Annotated in this window: 16 protein-coding genes; 7 read left to right on the top strand and 9 right to left on the bottom strand. The window is 66.9% G+C overall.

What is annotated here, in order from left to right; all coding sequences use genetic code 11:
* Positions 1-95 precede the first annotated feature (95 nt).
* Positions 96-833, top strand: coding sequence for a phosphoglyceromutase (locus BQ8008_RS09725; protein ID WP_108833835.1), 738 nt, complete (start codon positions 96-98; stop codon positions 831-833).
* A 151-nt stretch (positions 834-984) separates the two neighbouring features.
* Here BQ8008_RS09725 and phoU read toward each other — a convergent pair whose 3' ends face one another.
* Positions 985-1665 (bottom strand): phosphate signaling complex protein PhoU, encoded by a 681-nt coding sequence (gene phoU, locus BQ8008_RS09720; protein ID WP_108833834.1) that lies wholly within the window; start codon positions 1663-1665, stop codon positions 985-987.
* Positions 1666-1870: 205 nt separating this feature from the next.
* Here phoU and BQ8008_RS09715 point away from each other — a divergent pair, with 205 nt between their 5' ends.
* From BQ8008_RS09715 to BQ8008_RS09695, 5 genes are all read left to right on the top strand, one after another.
* Positions 1871-3091: a sensor histidine kinase gene (locus tag BQ8008_RS09715; protein ID WP_108833833.1), complete on the top strand. Its 1221-nt coding sequence runs from the start codon at positions 1871-1873 to the stop codon at positions 3089-3091.
* A 65-nt stretch (positions 3092-3156) separates the two neighbouring features.
* Positions 3157-3885, top strand: coding sequence for a response regulator transcription factor (locus BQ8008_RS09710; RefSeq protein ID WP_108833832.1), 729 nt, complete (start codon positions 3157-3159; stop codon positions 3883-3885).
* A gap of 140 nt (positions 3886-4025) precedes the next feature.
* Positions 4026-4508, top strand: a complete 483-nt coding sequence (locus BQ8008_RS09705; RefSeq protein WP_003779424.1) for a CarD family transcriptional regulator — start codon at positions 4026-4028, stop codon at positions 4506-4508.
* A 49-nt stretch (positions 4509-4557) separates the two neighbouring features.
* Positions 4558-5346, top strand: a complete 789-nt coding sequence (locus BQ8008_RS09700; RefSeq protein ID WP_108833831.1) for an IspD/TarI family cytidylyltransferase — start codon at positions 4558-4560, stop codon at positions 5344-5346.
* A gap of 107 nt (positions 5347-5453) precedes the next feature.
* Entirely contained in the window at positions 5454-6896 is a 1443-nt protein-coding gene (locus tag BQ8008_RS09695; RefSeq protein ID WP_108833830.1) for an MFS transporter, read from the top strand.
* 65 nt (positions 6897-6961) lie between these two features.
* On the opposite strand, the gene BQ8008_RS09690 is transcribed toward BQ8008_RS09695, so the two are convergent.
* From BQ8008_RS09690 to BQ8008_RS09665, 6 genes are all read right to left on the bottom strand, one after another.
* The gene (locus BQ8008_RS09690) at positions 6962-7381 is read right to left on the bottom strand and encodes a DUF2218 domain-containing protein (protein WP_108833829.1); all 420 of its coding nucleotides are present in this window, start codon (positions 7379-7381) and stop codon (positions 6962-6964) included.
* Between the two features lie 507 nt (positions 7382-7888).
* Positions 7889-8728, bottom strand: a complete 840-nt coding sequence (locus BQ8008_RS09685) for a class II aldolase/adducin family protein (protein WP_108833828.1) — start codon at positions 8726-8728, stop codon at positions 7889-7891.
* 59 nt (positions 8729-8787) lie between these two features.
* The gene (locus tag BQ8008_RS09680) at positions 8788-10314 is read right to left on the bottom strand and encodes a rhamnulokinase (RefSeq protein WP_108833827.1); all 1527 of its coding nucleotides are present in this window, start codon (positions 10312-10314) and stop codon (positions 8788-8790) included.
* A gap of 107 nt (positions 10315-10421) precedes the next feature.
* Positions 10422-11606 carry an L-rhamnose isomerase gene (gene rhaI, locus BQ8008_RS09675; protein WP_108833826.1) on the bottom strand — a complete coding sequence of 395 codons (1185 nt, stop codon included), beginning with the start codon at positions 11604-11606 and terminating at the stop codon, positions 10422-10424.
* Between the two features lie 147 nt (positions 11607-11753).
* On the bottom strand, positions 11754-13037 hold the full coding sequence (locus tag BQ8008_RS09670; protein WP_108833825.1) for an MFS transporter: 1284 nt from the start codon (positions 13035-13037) through the stop codon (positions 11754-11756).
* Positions 13038-13079: 42 nt separating this feature from the next.
* Positions 13080-13466 (bottom strand): L-rhamnose mutarotase, encoded by a 387-nt coding sequence (locus BQ8008_RS09665; protein ID WP_108833824.1) that lies wholly within the window; start codon positions 13464-13466, stop codon positions 13080-13082.
* A 231-nt stretch (positions 13467-13697) separates the two neighbouring features.
* Between BQ8008_RS09665 and BQ8008_RS09660 the strand changes: the two genes are divergently transcribed.
* Positions 13698-14789: a LacI family DNA-binding transcriptional regulator gene (locus tag BQ8008_RS09660; RefSeq protein ID WP_234415336.1), complete on the top strand. Its 1092-nt coding sequence runs from the start codon at positions 13698-13700 to the stop codon at positions 14787-14789.
* A 66-nt stretch (positions 14790-14855) separates the two neighbouring features.
* On the opposite strand, the gene BQ8008_RS09655 is transcribed toward BQ8008_RS09660, so the two are convergent.
* Positions 14856-15185, bottom strand: coding sequence for a putative heavy metal-binding protein (locus BQ8008_RS09655; RefSeq protein WP_108833823.1), 330 nt, complete (start codon positions 15183-15185; stop codon positions 14856-14858).
* 81 nt (positions 15186-15266) lie between these two features.
* Positions 15267-15782, bottom strand: a complete 516-nt coding sequence (locus BQ8008_RS09650; RefSeq protein ID WP_108833822.1) for a SprT-like domain-containing protein — start codon at positions 15780-15782, stop codon at positions 15267-15269.
* Positions 15783-15922: the final 140 nt, after the last annotated feature.

The following is a 15922-nucleotide window of genomic DNA, read 5'->3' as shown; positions in this document are numbered from 1 at the left end:
ACGTTCTCCGGCACCTGCTGAAGAGATCGGGCCGAGAGGGTTCCTAGGACCTCCAGGTCCTCGCGCCGTGCCTGGGATCCTGGCAGGATGGGGTCATGGCTTACACCCTCGTACTGCTCCGCCACGGCGAGAGCGAATGGAACGCGAAGAACCTCTTCACCGGCTGGGTCGACGTCCCGCTGTCAGACAAGGGCCGCGCCGAGGCCGTCCACGGCGGCGAGCTCCTCAAGGAGACCGGTGTCCTCCCCGAGAAGCTCTTCACCTCGATGCTCCGCCGCGCCATCATGACCGCCAACCTGTCCCTGGACGCCGCCGACCGCCACTGGATCCCGGTGGAGCGCGACTGGCGCCTCAACGAGCGTCACTACGGCGCCCTGCAGGGCAAGAACAAGAAGGAGATCCGCGACGAGTACGGGGAGGAGCAGTTCATGCAGTGGCGCCGCTCCTACGACGTGCCGCCGCCGGTCATCGAGCCCGGCTCCGAGTTCTCCCAGGACACTGACCCCCGCTACGCCGGTGAGCCCATCCCCGCCACCGAGTGCCTCAAGGACGTCCTCGAGCGCCTCCTGCCCTACTGGGAGGGCACTATCGTTCCCGAGATCAAGACCGGCAAGACCGTCATGATCGCGGCCCACGGCAACTCGCTGCGCGCCATCGTCAAGCACCTGGACGACATCTCCGACGACGACATCGCAGGCGTCAACATCCCCACGGGGATCCCGCTGGTCTATGAGCTCGACGAGGAGACCCTCAAGCCCCTCAAGAAGGGTGGCCGTTACCTCGACCCCGAGGCCGAGGCCAAGATCGCGGCGGTGGCCAACCAGGGCAAGTGAGCCCCACGGGCTGTCCGTCCTCTGACCGTCCCCCTAAGGACACGGGCGGCCTAGGGACACGGGCGGCGTCGAACCTGAAAAGGGTTCGACGCCGCCCGTCTCGTTCACGGTCATCCCTCGGCCGGGGTGGCTCCGGCCGGGGCCGGAGGGCTCAGTGGAGCGCGTCGGCGTCCTCGGCGTCGTGCGTCTCCGGCATGGAGGCCCCCGAGACGAGGTAGGCCACGCGGCTGGCCACCGAGGTCGAGTGGTCGCCGAAGCGCTCCAGGAACCTGCCCATGAGGACCGCGTCGATGACCTGCTGCCGGCTTAGGTCGTGGGCCGGGTCCAGGATCATCTGGAAGGAGCGCCGGTGCAGGGCGTCGAGCTCGGCGTCGTTGGACTGGATGACGCTCGCCAGCTCCAGGTCCCGCGTCGAGATGAGCCGGGCGACGTCCTTGCCCGCGCGTACCGCCAGGTCCGCCATCTCAAGGATGAGTCCCAGGATCGGCTCGGGCAGTGGCGGCTCGGGGTAGCGGCCCCGGGCGATGGCGGCCACGTGGCGGGCCAGGTCCCCCTGCCGCTCGAGGGTCTGCGCCATGCGCAGCGCGGACAGGACGTTGCGCAGGTCTCCGGCCACCGGCTGCTGGCGGGCCAGCAGCATGACACACAGGTCGTCGATGTCGCGCTGAAGGTCGTTGATGCGCTCGTCGGCGTCGATCACCTGCTCGGCGATGACGATGTCCCCCTGGCGCAGGGACTCCGCGGCCCGCTCGATCGCGGTGGCGACCTGGTTGGCCATGGACTCGAGGTCGGAGCCCAGCTGCTTGAGCTCCTGGTTGAAGATGGCGCGCATAGAGGCTGCTCCTGTTCCGGGCGGGCGCCGATGGCTCGTACCAGTCGACGATGCGGCTCTCGACGGCGCGGCTCGACGATCCTGTCGAGCCTGCCGCCAAGGGTGTTGGTCCTAAGCACAGCAGCCCCGCGACGCCGTCGCAAGCGGCGCGCCCATGGGCGGTCCTGGTCGGGAAGCGCCGTCGGGTCTCAACTACCCTAGAAAGGTGGGCCTGACCGTCATCGTTCTCCTCGTGATCGCCGCCGCGGTCCTCGTGTGCCTGGGGGCGGGGATCGGCGTCGTGCTGTCCCGGCGCGAGAGCAGGGCGGCCACGAGCGCCGCCGACCTCGCCGGGCTGGCCGGGACTGACACGACCGTCCCCGTGCTGGCCGCCCTGCGTTCGACGGTTGTCGTCCTCGATGACGACGATGAGGTCCTGCGCGCCTCGGCCTCGGCCTACACCTTCAACATCGTGCGCGACGACGCCGTCGTCGAGCCGGCCGTGGCGGCGATGGTGAGCCGGGTGCGTGCCTCGGGCCAGGCGCAGGACGCGGCCGTCACGGTGGCCAGGGGGCGGGTGCCGGGGTCGGGCCAGTTCCACCTGCAGGTGCGCGTGGCCGGCATCGGTCAGGGGCGCGTCCTCATCCTCATCGAGGACCACACCGCCGCCCGCCGGGTGGAGGCCATGCGTCGCGACTTCGTCGCCAACGTCTCCCACGAGCTCAAGACCCCCGTCGGCGCGATCCAGCTGCTGGCCGAGACCGTCGAGGCCGGCGCCGACGACCCCGACTTCGTGCGCGACTACTCCGGGCGCATGCGCAAGGAGGCCCGCCGCCTGGGCGTCCTGGTCCAGGAGATCATCGAGCTCACCCGCCTTCAGGAGGGCGACGCCCTGGCCGAGCCCGAGGTCGTCGACATCGACGCCGTCGTTGCCGAGGCCGTGGACCGGGTGCGCGTCGAGGCCGACGGCAACCAGATCACCCTCGTGGCCGGGGGCACTCGGGGACTGCGGGTGCGCGGCGACTCCGCCCTCATCACCACCGCCGTGCGCAATCTGCTGGACAACGCCATCCGGTACTCCGAGCCCCGTACCCGGGTCTCGGTGGGCGTCTCACTGGATGCGGGGGATCCCGACATCGTGCGCATCGCCGTGGTCGACCAGGGCATCGGCATCCCCAAGGAGGAGCAGGAGCGCGTCTTCGAGCGCTTCTACCGTGTCGACAAGGCCCGCTCGCGGGCCACCGGTGGCACAGGCCTGGGCCTGAGCATCGTCAAGCACGTGGCCGCCGACCACGGTGGGGCCGTTGAGCTGTGGTCCGCCCCGGGGCGGGGCTCCACCTTCACCCTCGTGCTGCCGCGCCTGGGCGAGGGCGAGCCGGTCCCGAACGGGCCGCCGCAGGGGGATCCAGACGACGCCGCCGGCCAGTCCGCCAGGAGCGCGTCGTGAGCCCGACAGAACCGTCCGCCGTCCCGCCCGCAGCGTCGTCCACGCCGTCGTCCGCAGCATCGCCTGTGGCGCCGTCAGCACGGACCCGTATCCTGCTGGTCGAGGATGAGGAGAACTACCGCGACCCGCTCGCCCTCGGTCTGCGGCGCGACGGCTTCGAGGTGGTCGAGGCCCAGGACGGCCAGCGCGCCGTCGAGATCTTCGAGGCCTCCCGGCGTCCCGGCGGCGTCGGCCCCATCGATCTGGTCCTGCTGGACCTCATGCTGCCGCGCCTGGACGGGACCGAGGTGTGCACCCGGATCCGGCGGTCCTCCTCCGTCCCGGTCATCATGCTCAGCGCCAAGGACACTGAGCTGGATAAGATCGTCGGCCTGGAGATCGGTGCCGACGACTACGTCACCAAGCCCTACTCCTACCGGGAGCTCCTGGCGCGCCTCAAGGCGGTCCTGCGCCGTAGCCGGGCCGTACCCCAGGAGCCCGAGCAGGTCCTGTCTGCAGGGCGGGTGCGGATGGATGTGGAGAGGCACGAGGTCAGGGTCGACGGCGAGGTGGTCGCCATGCCGCTGCGGGAGTTCGAGCTCCTGGAGCTATTTCTCCGGCATCCCGATCGCGTTCTCACTCGCAGCCAGATCATCGAGCGCCTGTGGGGACCCGATTACGAGGGAGATACCAAAACCCTGGACGTCCACGTCAAACGACTGCGGGGAAGGATTGAGGTCGAGGCCTCCAAACCGGTTCTCATCACGACAGTCAGAGGCCTGGGCTATCGCCTCGACAGTGGATCTGATCGCTGATCCCCCTCTCGTGCACCGCCCTATTCCCGCCGTGATCCCGGGCCGTGATCGCCGTGACCGCTGTGAGATACCTCCCCGATCTTTTCGCAGAATGACCTGATAAACTAGAGCCCCGCAAACCAGTCTGGAGAGTCATCCTTATGACCTATGAAGTCGGTGAGACTGTCGTCTACCCACACCACGGGGCCGCCCGGATCATTGATATCCGGCAGCGCAAGGTACGCGGTGAGGAGAAGACATATCTGCAGCTCGAGGTGGCCCAGGGTGACCTGACCATCCTGGTTCCCGCCGAAAGTGTTGAGCTCATCGGCGTACGTGACGTCGTCGATGAGACCGGCTTGGAAAAGGTCTTCGAGGTGCTGCGCGCACCGCTGACCGAGGAGCCCACGAACTGGTCGCGTCGTTTCAAGGCCAACCAGGAGAAGATCGCCTCCGGGGACGTCATCAAGGTGGCAGAGGTTGTGCGGGACCTCTCTCGCCGTGACACGGACCGAGGCCTGTCCGCCGGTGAGAAGCGCATGCTCGCCAAGGCCCGTCAGATCCTCGTCTCCGAGTTGGCACTGGCCCAGAAGACTCCCGAGGAGGAGGCCGAGTCCCGCCTGGACGAGGTCCTGGCCTCCTGATCCGCCCAGTGCCTCGGTCAGGGGTGGCGTACAGGGTAGCGTCCTGCTCGTGAGCATCATCCCGTCATCCGAGCCATTCGCCCCGCCCGGGTCCTCTCCGGGTGGGGCGGTCGCCGTTCTCACCGCGGCCGGCTCAGGCAGCCGCCTGGGAGCCGACGTCCCCAAGGCCCTCGTCCCGGTGGGGGGCATCAGCCTCCTGCGGCGAGCGGCGGTGGGACTCATCGCCTCCGGGGCTGTCAGTCACCTCGTCGTCACCGCCCCCGCCGACGACGTCGACCGCTTCCGCGCCGAGCTGTCCGGGGTGCTGGACGATGCGGCAGGGCGGGCGGTCGGGGTCGAGGTCGTGGCCGGCTCGCCGCACTCGCGCCAGGCCTCGGTGGCCCACGGGCTCGCGGCGGCCCTGGCCGCGGTGCCGCAGGCCGACGTCGTCATCGTCCATGACGCGGCTCGGGCGCTGACGCCGCCGGAGGTGACTCGCCGCGTGATCGCCGCCGTGCGCGCCGGCCATGCGGCCGTGGTGCCGGCACTGCCCGTGACCGACACGGTCAAGGAGGTCGAGATCGGTATGGCAGGCGAGCCCGAGCACGTCGTCGGCACCCCGCGGCGCGCCCGGCTCCGGGCGGTCCAGACCCCGCAGGGCTTCGCCACCGGCGCTCTTGTCGCGGCCCACCGAGCCGGGGCCGAGCGGGCTGAGGACGAGTCGCTCGCCGCCTCCGACGACGCCGCCCTGGTCGAGGCCTGCGGCGGCAGTGTCGTCGTCGTCGCAGGGGACGAGCGAGCCATGAAGGTGACGACGCCGATGGACCTGGCCCTGGCCGAGCTGCTTCTTGCGCAGTAGCCCGACGGCAGAGTGCGCCCGCTCCTCAGAGGATGGGGAGAACTGACGATCAGGTCTGTTTCCCTTTCGGTATCGTCACGAGCGCGGATGGTTCTATCGTCTGTCCCATGAGCACGATCGTGACGCCTGCTCCGACGCAGGCCGGCTCCCGTACCCGGCTCCTGTCCTGGCCCGTCATCGCCTGGGGCCTGTGGGACTGGGGGTCGGCGGCCTTCAACGCCGTCATCACCACTTTCGTCTTCACCGTCTACCTGGTCAGCGACTCCTTCGGGCCCAAGGCGGACAACGAGTCGGCGCTGTCCATCGGACTGGCGATCGCCGGACTGTTCATCGCCCTGCTGGCGCCGGTGACCGGGCAGCGCTCCGACAGGGCCGGACGCACCGTCTTCTGGCTCGGGGGCTACACCGCCGTGGTGGTTGCGGTCTCCGCGGCACTGTTCCTCGTGCGGCCGGCCCCCGGCTACCTGTGGCTCGGCATCGTCCTGCTGGGGATCGGCAACATCTTCTTCGAGCTCGCCTCGGTCAACTACAACGCCATTCTCAACCACCTGGCCTCCAAGGACCGGATCGGCGCCGTCAGCGGGCTGGGCTGGGGAATGGGCTACCTCGGCGGCATTGTCCTGCTGCTCATCCTCTACGTCGCCCTGGTGGGCCCCAGCCCCTTGATCTCCTTCCCCGCCGGAACCGGCATGGGGGTGCGCATCGCCATGCTCGTGTCGGCGGCCTGGTTCGGCCTGTCCGCGCTTCCCGTCCTCATCAACCGCTCCCGCAGTCTGGGCCGCCACGACGGCGCCGCGGAAGTGGGCGAGGGCATGGCCTCCGCTGAGCCGGGGCGGGACCGGGCCGGTATGGAGGTCGAGCCCGACGAGGCCGTCTCCCACAGCGTGGAGCGCAAGGAATCGATCCTGACCTCCTACAAGCTGCTGTGGCGCACTCTGCTTCGGCTCCACCGCTTCCAGCCGCGGCTGCTGTGGTTCCTGCTGGCCGCGGCCGTCTTCAGGGACGGCCTGGCCGGGGTCTTCACCTACGGCGGCATCATCGCCCAGAACACCTTCGGCTTCTCATCGGGCGATGTCATCATTTTCGCCATCGTCGCCAACATTGTGGCCGGCATCGCCACGATCGGCGCCGGGCGGCTCGACGACCGGTGCGGCCCCCGCAACGTCATCATGGCCAGTCTCATCATCCTGGTGGTGACCGGAATGCTGGTCTTCTTCCTGCACGCCGCCGGCACGGTCGTCTTCTGGGTGCTGGGTCTGGTGCTGTCGGCCTGTGTGGGGCCGGCGCAGTCGGCCGCCCGCTCCTTCCTGGCCCGTCTCATCCCCGAGGGGCAGGAGGGGGAGATCTTCGGGCTCTACGCCACCACCGGGCGCGCGGTCTCCTTCATGGCGCCCATGATGTACGGCATCTTCATCCACCTGGGCACGCGCATCGTCGGTCAGGGCGCGAACTACTGGGGGATCCTCGGGATCGTCGCCGTGCTGGCCACCGGCCTGATCCTCATGCTGCGCGTGGGCAACCCCGTCGCCGACGAGGAGCCGGCCGCGTAGACCGCGTGCGCCTCAGGCGAGTGAGGTCGGCCCGGGCCGAGCGGGGCAGAGGCAGGTGGCGTCGATCAGGAGGATGCCTTGCGGGCCTCGCGCTCGGCGCGCATGCGTTCGAGGTCCTCCGGGGTGAGCGGCCCCTGGGTGGTGCCCGGCGTGCCGTCCTGTCGGTGCCAGCTCACGACGATTCCCTCTTTGGCTCCGAAACGGGCCAGGTGGATGCCGGTGACCTGCTCAAGGCGCTCGAGGTGCTCGCCGTCGGAGGCCAGGTCGAGCTGGAGGACGGCGTCGTGAGACGAGAGCATGACGACGCCGGTGACCACTCCCTCGCGGTCGAAGGTCAGGGAGCCGGCCTCGGTGTCCTCGTCCCATGCGGTGGTGATCTTGCGACCCATGTGGCCGGCGAGCTGCTTGCCGTACCGGGCCGGTCGGTCGGTGCTCACGCGGGCGGTGGAGCGGCGCGAGAAGGCGGGCTGTGCTGAGTCAGTCATGCTCCTATCCTGACGCGCCTCCTCATCAAAAACATCCATGAACTCTCTGACATCGTGAGCCGGTGGGAGGGGAGAGCGCTCTGTGAGGGCATGGTGCGAGGTGAGGGTGTTGAAAAACCGCCGAAAAATGACTCGGCCCGCGGTCCGATTTCCCGGACCGCGGGCCCAAGCCTCGCGAGGTCCCACCTGCAACCCGGGGTCCCATGCACCCGAGGAGGCGGTTCCTCCTTCGCTGGAACGATGACGCCAGGCTCCCTATGACCTGACGCCGTCTCAGAAATGCGATCCGTCACTGGGCTCCCCAACCCTCGAGACCGTTCCTGTCCGGCGGTGACCACTATGTAACGCCATCACCCTGTGAGGAGAATGGACAGAGCCCTGGGAAAAATCTGGGAAATACTCGGCGAGGTCGATTCGCTGAGCCGAGAGTTTTCTCCGGCAGGGGAGGCGCTCATCATCGCTCAGAAATCACGAGAGGCCACCCTGGGTGGGATCGACGTGGTGACGTCAGAGAAGGTCGGTCGGAACGTCGAATGCGCTGGCAACCGCACGAAGCTCATCAGTAGTGACCCCCTCGCCGAGACCTCCCGTCATGAGGTTGCGGACCTCGTACATGGCGCCGGTCTCGGCATACTCCACCTTGTCGACGGCGGCCAGGGGGTCAGTATCGGAGCGCACCATGATCCCGTGCTTGGACCACATGACCATGACGTGGACGCGTAAGGCCTCCACACTGCTTTCCATCAGCGTCTGTGAGCCGGGGACCATGAAGTCGAGCACCTCAATGCCAGCCGGCAGCTGAACGATCGTCTCCGGCTCCCACCGCAGGATGCGGCGGTTGAACTCTTTGGTGCTACGGATATCTCTCATGTGGGACAGCTGGACCAGGTAAGGGGGTTGGGCGTGGATGACGGATTGGAAGTCCACGGCACGTCGCTCAACCTGATCGTTGTGGACGGCCAGATGGGAGTTGAACTCGCTCGTCGGCCTCAGGTACTCCCGCTTCGGGTGGGTGTACCAGGTGCCGGTGGTTCCGTCGTCGTCGATGGTGAAGGCGGATACGTTCGCCTCGGGTGAGTCGGCAATATCGCGTAGGCGACATCCTGAACCGGTGACGAGGACTGTTCGGCCGGCAAGTGCCGGAGCCGGCAGTGGCAGCTTCGTGCCGGGATGTGCTTGTGGCAGGTGCTCGGCCAGACCCAGCTCGTCGGCGTCGGCGGCGACCGACACTGAGATGTTGCCGGCGCCTGCCTCAACGGCGTTCATATGGTCCAGTCGGAGTCCGGCGGCTCCCATTTGCGTGAGGATCTCGTTCAGAGTCGAGTGAGTGGTCTTCTGCTCGGTCATGGTTCTGTTGTCTCCGGTTGTGTGTTTCGCGTTCAGAGGCCGCCGGCCGGGCGGATGGATCAGCCGAAGAGGCGGCGTTCTATGGCGTCCCAGTCGGAGGAGGCGCCGAGGTCGGGCGCGTGCCGCGTCAGCCGACTTGAGGTACGGATTAGGTGCCGTAGGTCGCCGAGGTCCCCCTCGATCACACCGGCTCCTCGAGCGGCGACGACGACGTTTCCCAGCGCCGTGCCCTCCGCAGGACCGGCCAGCACGGGCAGCCCGGTTGCGTCTGCGGCAAGCTGACACAAGAGCCGGTTGCGGATGCCACCGCCGACGATGTGCAGTACCTTCACCTCTCGCCCCGAGAGCTCCACCGCCTGGCGCACCGCGCGGCGGTAGGCCAGGGCGAGAGAGTCGTTGATGCAGCGGACGTACTCCCCGATATCTCGAGGACGTGGCTGTCCGGTGGCGTACGCGGCCTCATCGATGCGCGCCGCCATGTCACCGGGGCTGTAGAAGGTGGCGTCGTTGATGTCGATGACGGTTCGTAGCGGCTCGGCCGCCGCCGCGGCGGCGTCGGCCTCAGGCAGGGCGATCTCCAGACCCTGGTCGTGCCAGGCGCGGACGGCCTCGTTGAGGACCCAGAGCCCCATGACGTTCTTGAGATAGCGAACGGTGTGGTCCACGCCGAGTTCATTGGAGAAGTTGGCGGCCCGAGAGGCTTCAGTGAGCACTGGCTCGTCCAGCTCCAGACCGACCAGCGACCAGGTTCCACAGGAGACATAGGCGAAGTTGGGGTCCGTGGCCGGTACGGAGACGACGGCGGAGGCTGTGTCATGGCTGCCGACGGCAATCACGGGAGTGGGTTTCCCATCCGGACCGACGATGTCCGCCGCCTCGGGTCGTACTGTTCCGATGACGGTTCCCGGCTCGATGATGTCAGGCAGGAGACCGTTCAGGTCGAGACCAACCTCCGTGCGCAGGCGCTCCAGCAGGGGACGGGACCAGGTTCTACCGCGCGCATCAACCAGTCCGGTGGTTGATGCGTTGGTCACCTCGGCGACCCGCTTGCCGGTGAGGAAGCAGGCGAGAAGATCGGGCAGGAGCAGCAGGGTGCGGGCACCGGCGCCGTCAGACTCTCGGGGTAAGCCGTCGTCCCGTTCCTGGGCCATGAGCTGGAACAACGTGTTGAAGTCCTGCACCTGCAACCCGTTGATTGTGTAGACCTCCTGCGCGGGGATCTTGGCGAAGATCTGTTCGGGAATTCCCCGGGTGCGTGCCGAACGGTAGGCGTGGACCTGGGTGGATAAGGCGCCGGAGGCATTGACCAGCCCATAGTCCACCGCCCAGGTGTCGATGCCGATCGCGGAAAGAGGACCGACATTGCGAACAGCGGTGAGCAGTCCCTGGCGCACCTCACTCCACAGGTGGAGCACGTCCCAGAACAGACGTTCCCCGTCACTGGTAGGTACAGGTACAACGCTGTTTGAGAAACGGCGGATCTCCGTGAGGGAGACGCGTCCATTGGCAATGGTGCCGACCATGACGCGTCCGGAAGAGGCGCCGAGGTCCACCGCGCCGATGTGGACAGGAGTGGGGGCGGACATGAGAGAACCTTTCAGATGATGGTGTCAGGAATGGACCTGGGGAGGGACCTGGAGCCGATTGGTGGGGCAGGGGTCCTCACCTGTCCCGCTCCAGTCCCGTTGAGGACTCAGGCTCCCCAACCCGCGGCGTTGCCTCCGATGCGCTCCGAGCGGATACGTTCGAGGTAGCCGGAATCGAGGAAGGCTCGCATCGGATCGGGGGCCAGTTCCTGGGACTCTCGCAGCTCGGCGAGCATCGGGCGCACGTCGGTGTTGAAGGCGTCGACGAAGATGTCGTTGGCTCCTAGGACGTCGCCGGCGATCTGGGCCGTCTTCAGGGCCTCCCGGTCAACCAGTAGCGCTTTGGCAGTGGCCTCCTGGACGTTGGTCGCTGAACGGATCTCGCCAGGAATCTTCTCCTCCAGGTTGTGGCACTGGTCGAGCATGAAGTTGACACCGGAATCAGGCGCCAGCGCCCCGGCGGCGACAATCTCGTTCATGATGCGGAAGAGCTGGTAGGGATCAGCGGCACCAACAATGAGGTCGTCGTCGGCGTAGAAGCGTGAGTTGAAGTCGAAGGCTCCCAGACGTCCCAGACGGACCAACTGGGCGACGATGAACTCGATGTTTGTTCCCGGAGCGTGGTGCCCGGTGTCCAGCACCACCTTGGCGCGCTCACCGAGAGCAAGGCAGTGGATGAGGCTGGTCCCCCAGTCCGGCACGTCGGTGTGGTAGAAGGCCGGCTCGAAGAACTTGTACTCCAGAACAAGGTGCTGGTCATCATCGAGTGCCGAGTAGATCTGGGACAGGGAGTCGGCAAGTCGGTCCTGGCGCTCGCGGATGGAGTCCTGACCGGGGTAGTTCGTCCCGTCGGCCAACCAGATCTTCAGTGCCGGAGAGCCAGTGGCTCGCATGATGTCAATGCACTCCAGGTGATGAGCGATCGCCTTGGTGCGAATCCGCTCATCAGGATTGGTCAGGCTGCCGAGCTTGTAGTCCTCGTCCTGGAACACGTTGGAGTTGATCGTCCCGATCCGGATGCCTCGGTCCTCGGCGTGTCGGCGAAGGGAGTCGTAGTCGTCGGTCTTGTCCCATGGGATGTGAAGGGACACTCGGGGGGTGATGCCGGTGAAGGCATTGACCTGGGCGACGTCGTCGATCTTCTCATACGGGTCGCGAGGGACGCCCGCGGTGGTGAAGACGCGGAACCGAGTGCCTGAGTTACCGAAGGCCCAGCTGGGCAGCTCGATGGTCTGGGTCTTTAGCAGGCTGAGTGCCTCCGGGGGCAGGTCGGACAGGCGTGGGCTGGTCATAGCGGTTCTCCGTTTCTGCGCTCTGCGATGGGTTGTCAGTGGATCGGATCGAGGTATCGGGGGTGATGAAGGTGGGCTCGTCGCGGACATGGGGCGGGGCCGGTCGAGGGCTGGCTCTCAGGAGGGGCGGTCTCGACCGGCCGGCGATCACGCGTTGATCACGCGTTCCCCGTAACGTTCCATCTCGATCTCCTCCAGGCTCTTTCCCTGGGTCCTGGGTGCGCCGATCGTTCCGACGGCGGTGGCCACCACCAGGAACCCGATGAGGATGACGCCGTCGATCAGGAGTCCGCCCGGGCGGGCGAGGATGACAGGGAAGATCAAGGAGATGAGGCCGGAGGCGAGACGCACCACGAAGAAGACGATGCCCTGGGCCGCCGAGCGGTACGGGGTCGCGAACAGCTCAGGAGACCACACGGAGTAGAAAGCCTGCGCTGACGGACCCGCGGAGAGGCCCCAGATGACCGTGTAGCCGAAAGCGGTCCAGGCAGCGTCGGACGGGCCGAACACAAGGACGATCCAGGACACGATGGCGAGCACCCCACCCACCAGGTAGTGCCAGCGGTAGGGCACCCGGTCGACCAGACCCATGAAGATGAACGTCGAGATAATGACGAAGCCCCAGGAAAGCATGGAGAACAGGTCGGTCTGCAGAGTCTCGTAGCCCATGGAGCTGAGGATCGTGGGCAGGAAGATCCCGTTCTGTGAGGCCGCCTGGTTCCAGCACGTGTAGATGACTGCGAGGAACACCAGGGCGGTGATGTTGACGCGGCGGTTGAACAGCTTGCGGAAGGACGCCCACATCGAAGGAGGCTTGGCGTCCGCTCCGCCCTTGGCGGTCTCCCAGGTCTCGGACTCCTCAAGGCTGCGCCGGATGTACCAGGTGGCCAGGGCGATAGCGACGAGGTGGGCGAAGATGATACGGCTGCCGAGCAGGCCCAACGGAGTCAGTGCCGCCGCCAGTCCGAAACCGATGAACGGGCCGAAGGACCAGGCGAGCTGGGTGGCGCCGATGTGCCTGCCGCGCTGCTCGGTGGGAGCGAACTCCGCGATGTAGGTCCAGCCCGCGGGAACGGAGGCTCCCACTGCCAGGCCGATGATGATGAAACCGGCGAAGAGCATGGCCAGGTTGGACGTGAAGACGACGACGAGGCCACCGAGGGCGTAGAGAAGCAGGTCGTAGGTGTAGATGAACTTACGGCCGTACTTGTCGCACAGCGGCCCGCCGATGAGGGCGCCGATGGCGGCTCCGAAGGCGTTGGCGCTGAACGCGGCCAGAAGGCCGGCAATGGTGCCGTCGTCGTCAGGGAAGTACGCCTTGCCCCAGAAGCCGAGCGATGTCGCGATAGCGATGATGGAACCGGAGTCGATGTAGTTCGACATGGAGACGGCGGCAGTCGCCTTCCAGCCGGTCAGAGGGGTGCGAGCCATTCTCTCCTCCTTGAGAGATCTGTAGGTGGACGGAACAGGGCCTCACGCGAGGTGGAAGTACTGGGCGAGGATCTCGGGCGTACCGCCGTTGGGCTGGACGAAGTACTGGGCCATCTCCGCCTGCCAGCGCGTATTGACGTCGCTGTCTTCCATCGCCCTCATTGCGGCGGCGGTGTCATCGGACTCGAAGTAGCCGACGACGAGACCGTCCTCGGGTCGCAGGAAGAGGGAGTACCGGCGCCACCCGGCGTTGCTCAGAGCGTCGCGCATGTCCTGCCAGACGTGCTGGTGAACCTCGATGTACTCGGTCAGACGTTCGGGACGTACCCGGAGGAGGAAGCAGCAGCGCTGCCGCGAACGCTGTGCCGTGTGAGTAAGAAGCGTCGTGAGCCGATCCTGGTTGGCTGATGTGGAGGGTGAGGTGGTCATCGAACGTCCTTGTCCGTGCGAGGGGCCGTGAGCGGGGGTGGGGGAGCTGATGGGGCCCAACTGAAATGAATCGTTTCAATCAATGTAGCATCGCTTACTTGAGGCGGCAACCTCTGCTGGAGTGAGTAGACGTGCTGATCTCTCGTGCCTCGGTGCTCCACGATCCACGCCGATTCTCATGGGATGATGTCGCGGGTTCCCGTTGTGCCGGGTGGCAGGGGCCGATGCAATATGACTCAGGGTGCCGTCGCCGTCGAGAGGGGAGCGGCTGCGCTCGCGCTTCCGCTCAACCTGGAGGGTGCCGTGGATACAGGTGCGTCAGTGCGTCCTTCCGTGCGAGACGTCGCTGCCCATGCAGGCGTGTCCGTGGGCACCGTCTCCCACGTGCTCAATCATCCTGAGCGTGTCTCTGAGACGACTCGCAAGCGCGTGGAGGGGGCCATCGCGTCTCTGGGGTTCGTGCGTTCGGAGACCGCACGCCGTCTGCGCGATCGGGGATCGAGCGTTGTGGGAGTTGTCGTCCACGACGTGTCCAACCCTTTTTTCACCGAGGCTGCCCGTGGAATAGAGGATCGGCTGCGCGAGTCGGGGTGCGTACCGATGCTGTGCTCCTCGGATGCCGACTCTGTCCGCGAGCAGGAGATCCTCTCTCTCCTGGCCGGCATGGGAGTGCGAGGCGTCATCATCATGCCCTCGGCTACGACGCTGGACCGGCTCGGAATGATCGTGGAGCGCGGTATTCGGGTAGTTCTCCTGGACCATCCGCCCATTCCTGAGATGTCCACCGTCGTCGGAGACGATGTCGCAGGAGCTCGGGCTGCTATTTCTCACTTGCTGGAGATCGGTCACCGCAGGATTGGCTTCGTCAACGGTCCCCTCGCTATACGACAGGCGAAGGATCGGCACGACGGCGTCCTCAAGGAGCTCACTGCGAGAGGGCTCGACCCTGCAAGGGCTCTTCAGGAGGTCGAGTCTGAGGTCGACTCGAGGAGCTTCAACGCAGCCTCCGGGGCGGCGGGAGCGGCCCGGCTCCTGGATGGTCCGCTCCCGCCGTCGGCGATTTTCTGCGCCAATGACCAGATGGCGATCGGTGCCATGCGGGAGATACGTCGTCGCGGTCTGTCGATTCCTGGCGACGTGGCCATTGTCGGTTACGACGACATCTCCTTCGCAGCCGAGCTTATTACGCCGCTGACCAGCGTGCATCAGCCAATGCGTGAAATGGGTGTCGCGGCCGCTGAACTGCTTCTCGCCGAGGACGGACGGGTGCGTAGTGAGACCTTTATTCCGACGCTGGTGGTTCGGGAGTCAACGCTCGGATGATCGGCCTGTTTCGTCGGGCAGGGCACCCATTGTGAGGACTGTTGCCTAGCTGTATGAGAAACGGGCTCAGTCGACGGGGGAGAAGCGGACGGCCGTGCCTGATGCCGTCACCATGAGCATGCCGTTGTCGGAGCCCAGCGTCTCGTAGTCGATGTCGACGCCGACGACGCCCTCGGCGCCGAGCTCCTGAGCGCGCTGAACCATCTCCGCCAGGGCCGTCTCCCGGGCCTGGATGAGCTCGGTCTCATAGGTCTGGGAGCGGCCGCCCACGAAGTTGCGGAACCCCGCGGCCACGTCCTTGAGGAAGTTGACGCCCGCGATGGTCTCCCCGCAGACGACTCGCAGGTACTGCGTGACGGGGTAGCCCTCAACGGTGGGAGTGGTGGTGACGATCATGGGGTGCTTCTCCTCTTGTCGTGGAGTGATGGTGCCGGTGGCCAAAACCCTACTGCCCCGGAACGTCGTTGCGACCTCTCCTCACGGCTGGTGCCGAGCCAGTCTCAGCAGGCGGCTGTAGCGCTCGCTGATCTCCTCATGGGGTACGGGCACGTCGTCGAGCCTCCAGGACAACAGGTGCTCCAGGCTGAACCGGGGCGCGCAGCGCGAGCAGGAGACGGGTGATGCCGGGCGGCGCATCCGATCGACCTCATGGCCCGCTGGGCACCGACCCACCCAGCGGCCCCGGAGGCGCGGCGCCCGGGTGTCCACGAGCCGTCGCCCGGTGGCGCCCAGGCGGATCGCCTCCGCGGCCCAGACTGCATCGTGTCCGTGGTGGGCGCCCACGCGGGCGTGGGCGATCTCGTGCAGGATCGTCTCGCGCACCTGCTCCTCGTCGTACAGGCTCATGAGGTGACGGCTGAGTGTGAGCCGGCGTCGCGCATGGTCCGTCTGGCCGGCTCGACGACGCGCCCGGTCGAAGGCCAGCTCCCAGTCGCCGACGTCGGCCTCCTCCATGAGGGATCGTGCCAGGGCCAGGACGTCGGGAAGATTCACGGCCCCACAGTATGCGCCGCCGACCGCACCCCGTCGATGGCGGCGACGGAGACGGCCGGTGATGCCGATCGCCTCCAGCCGCCGGCGTGGAGCACCGGTTGTTCCGGGAAGTCATAGCGCCCGGAGACCGGTGCGCCCCG

The sequence above is a fragment of the Actinomyces sp. Marseille-P3109 genome (assembly GCF_900323545.1).
Taxonomy (GTDB): Bacteria; Actinomycetota; Actinomycetes; order Actinomycetales; family Actinomycetaceae; genus Actinomyces.
Note: the sequence above shows the minus strand (reverse complement) of the source record. Positions and strands in the feature narration are given on the sequence as shown.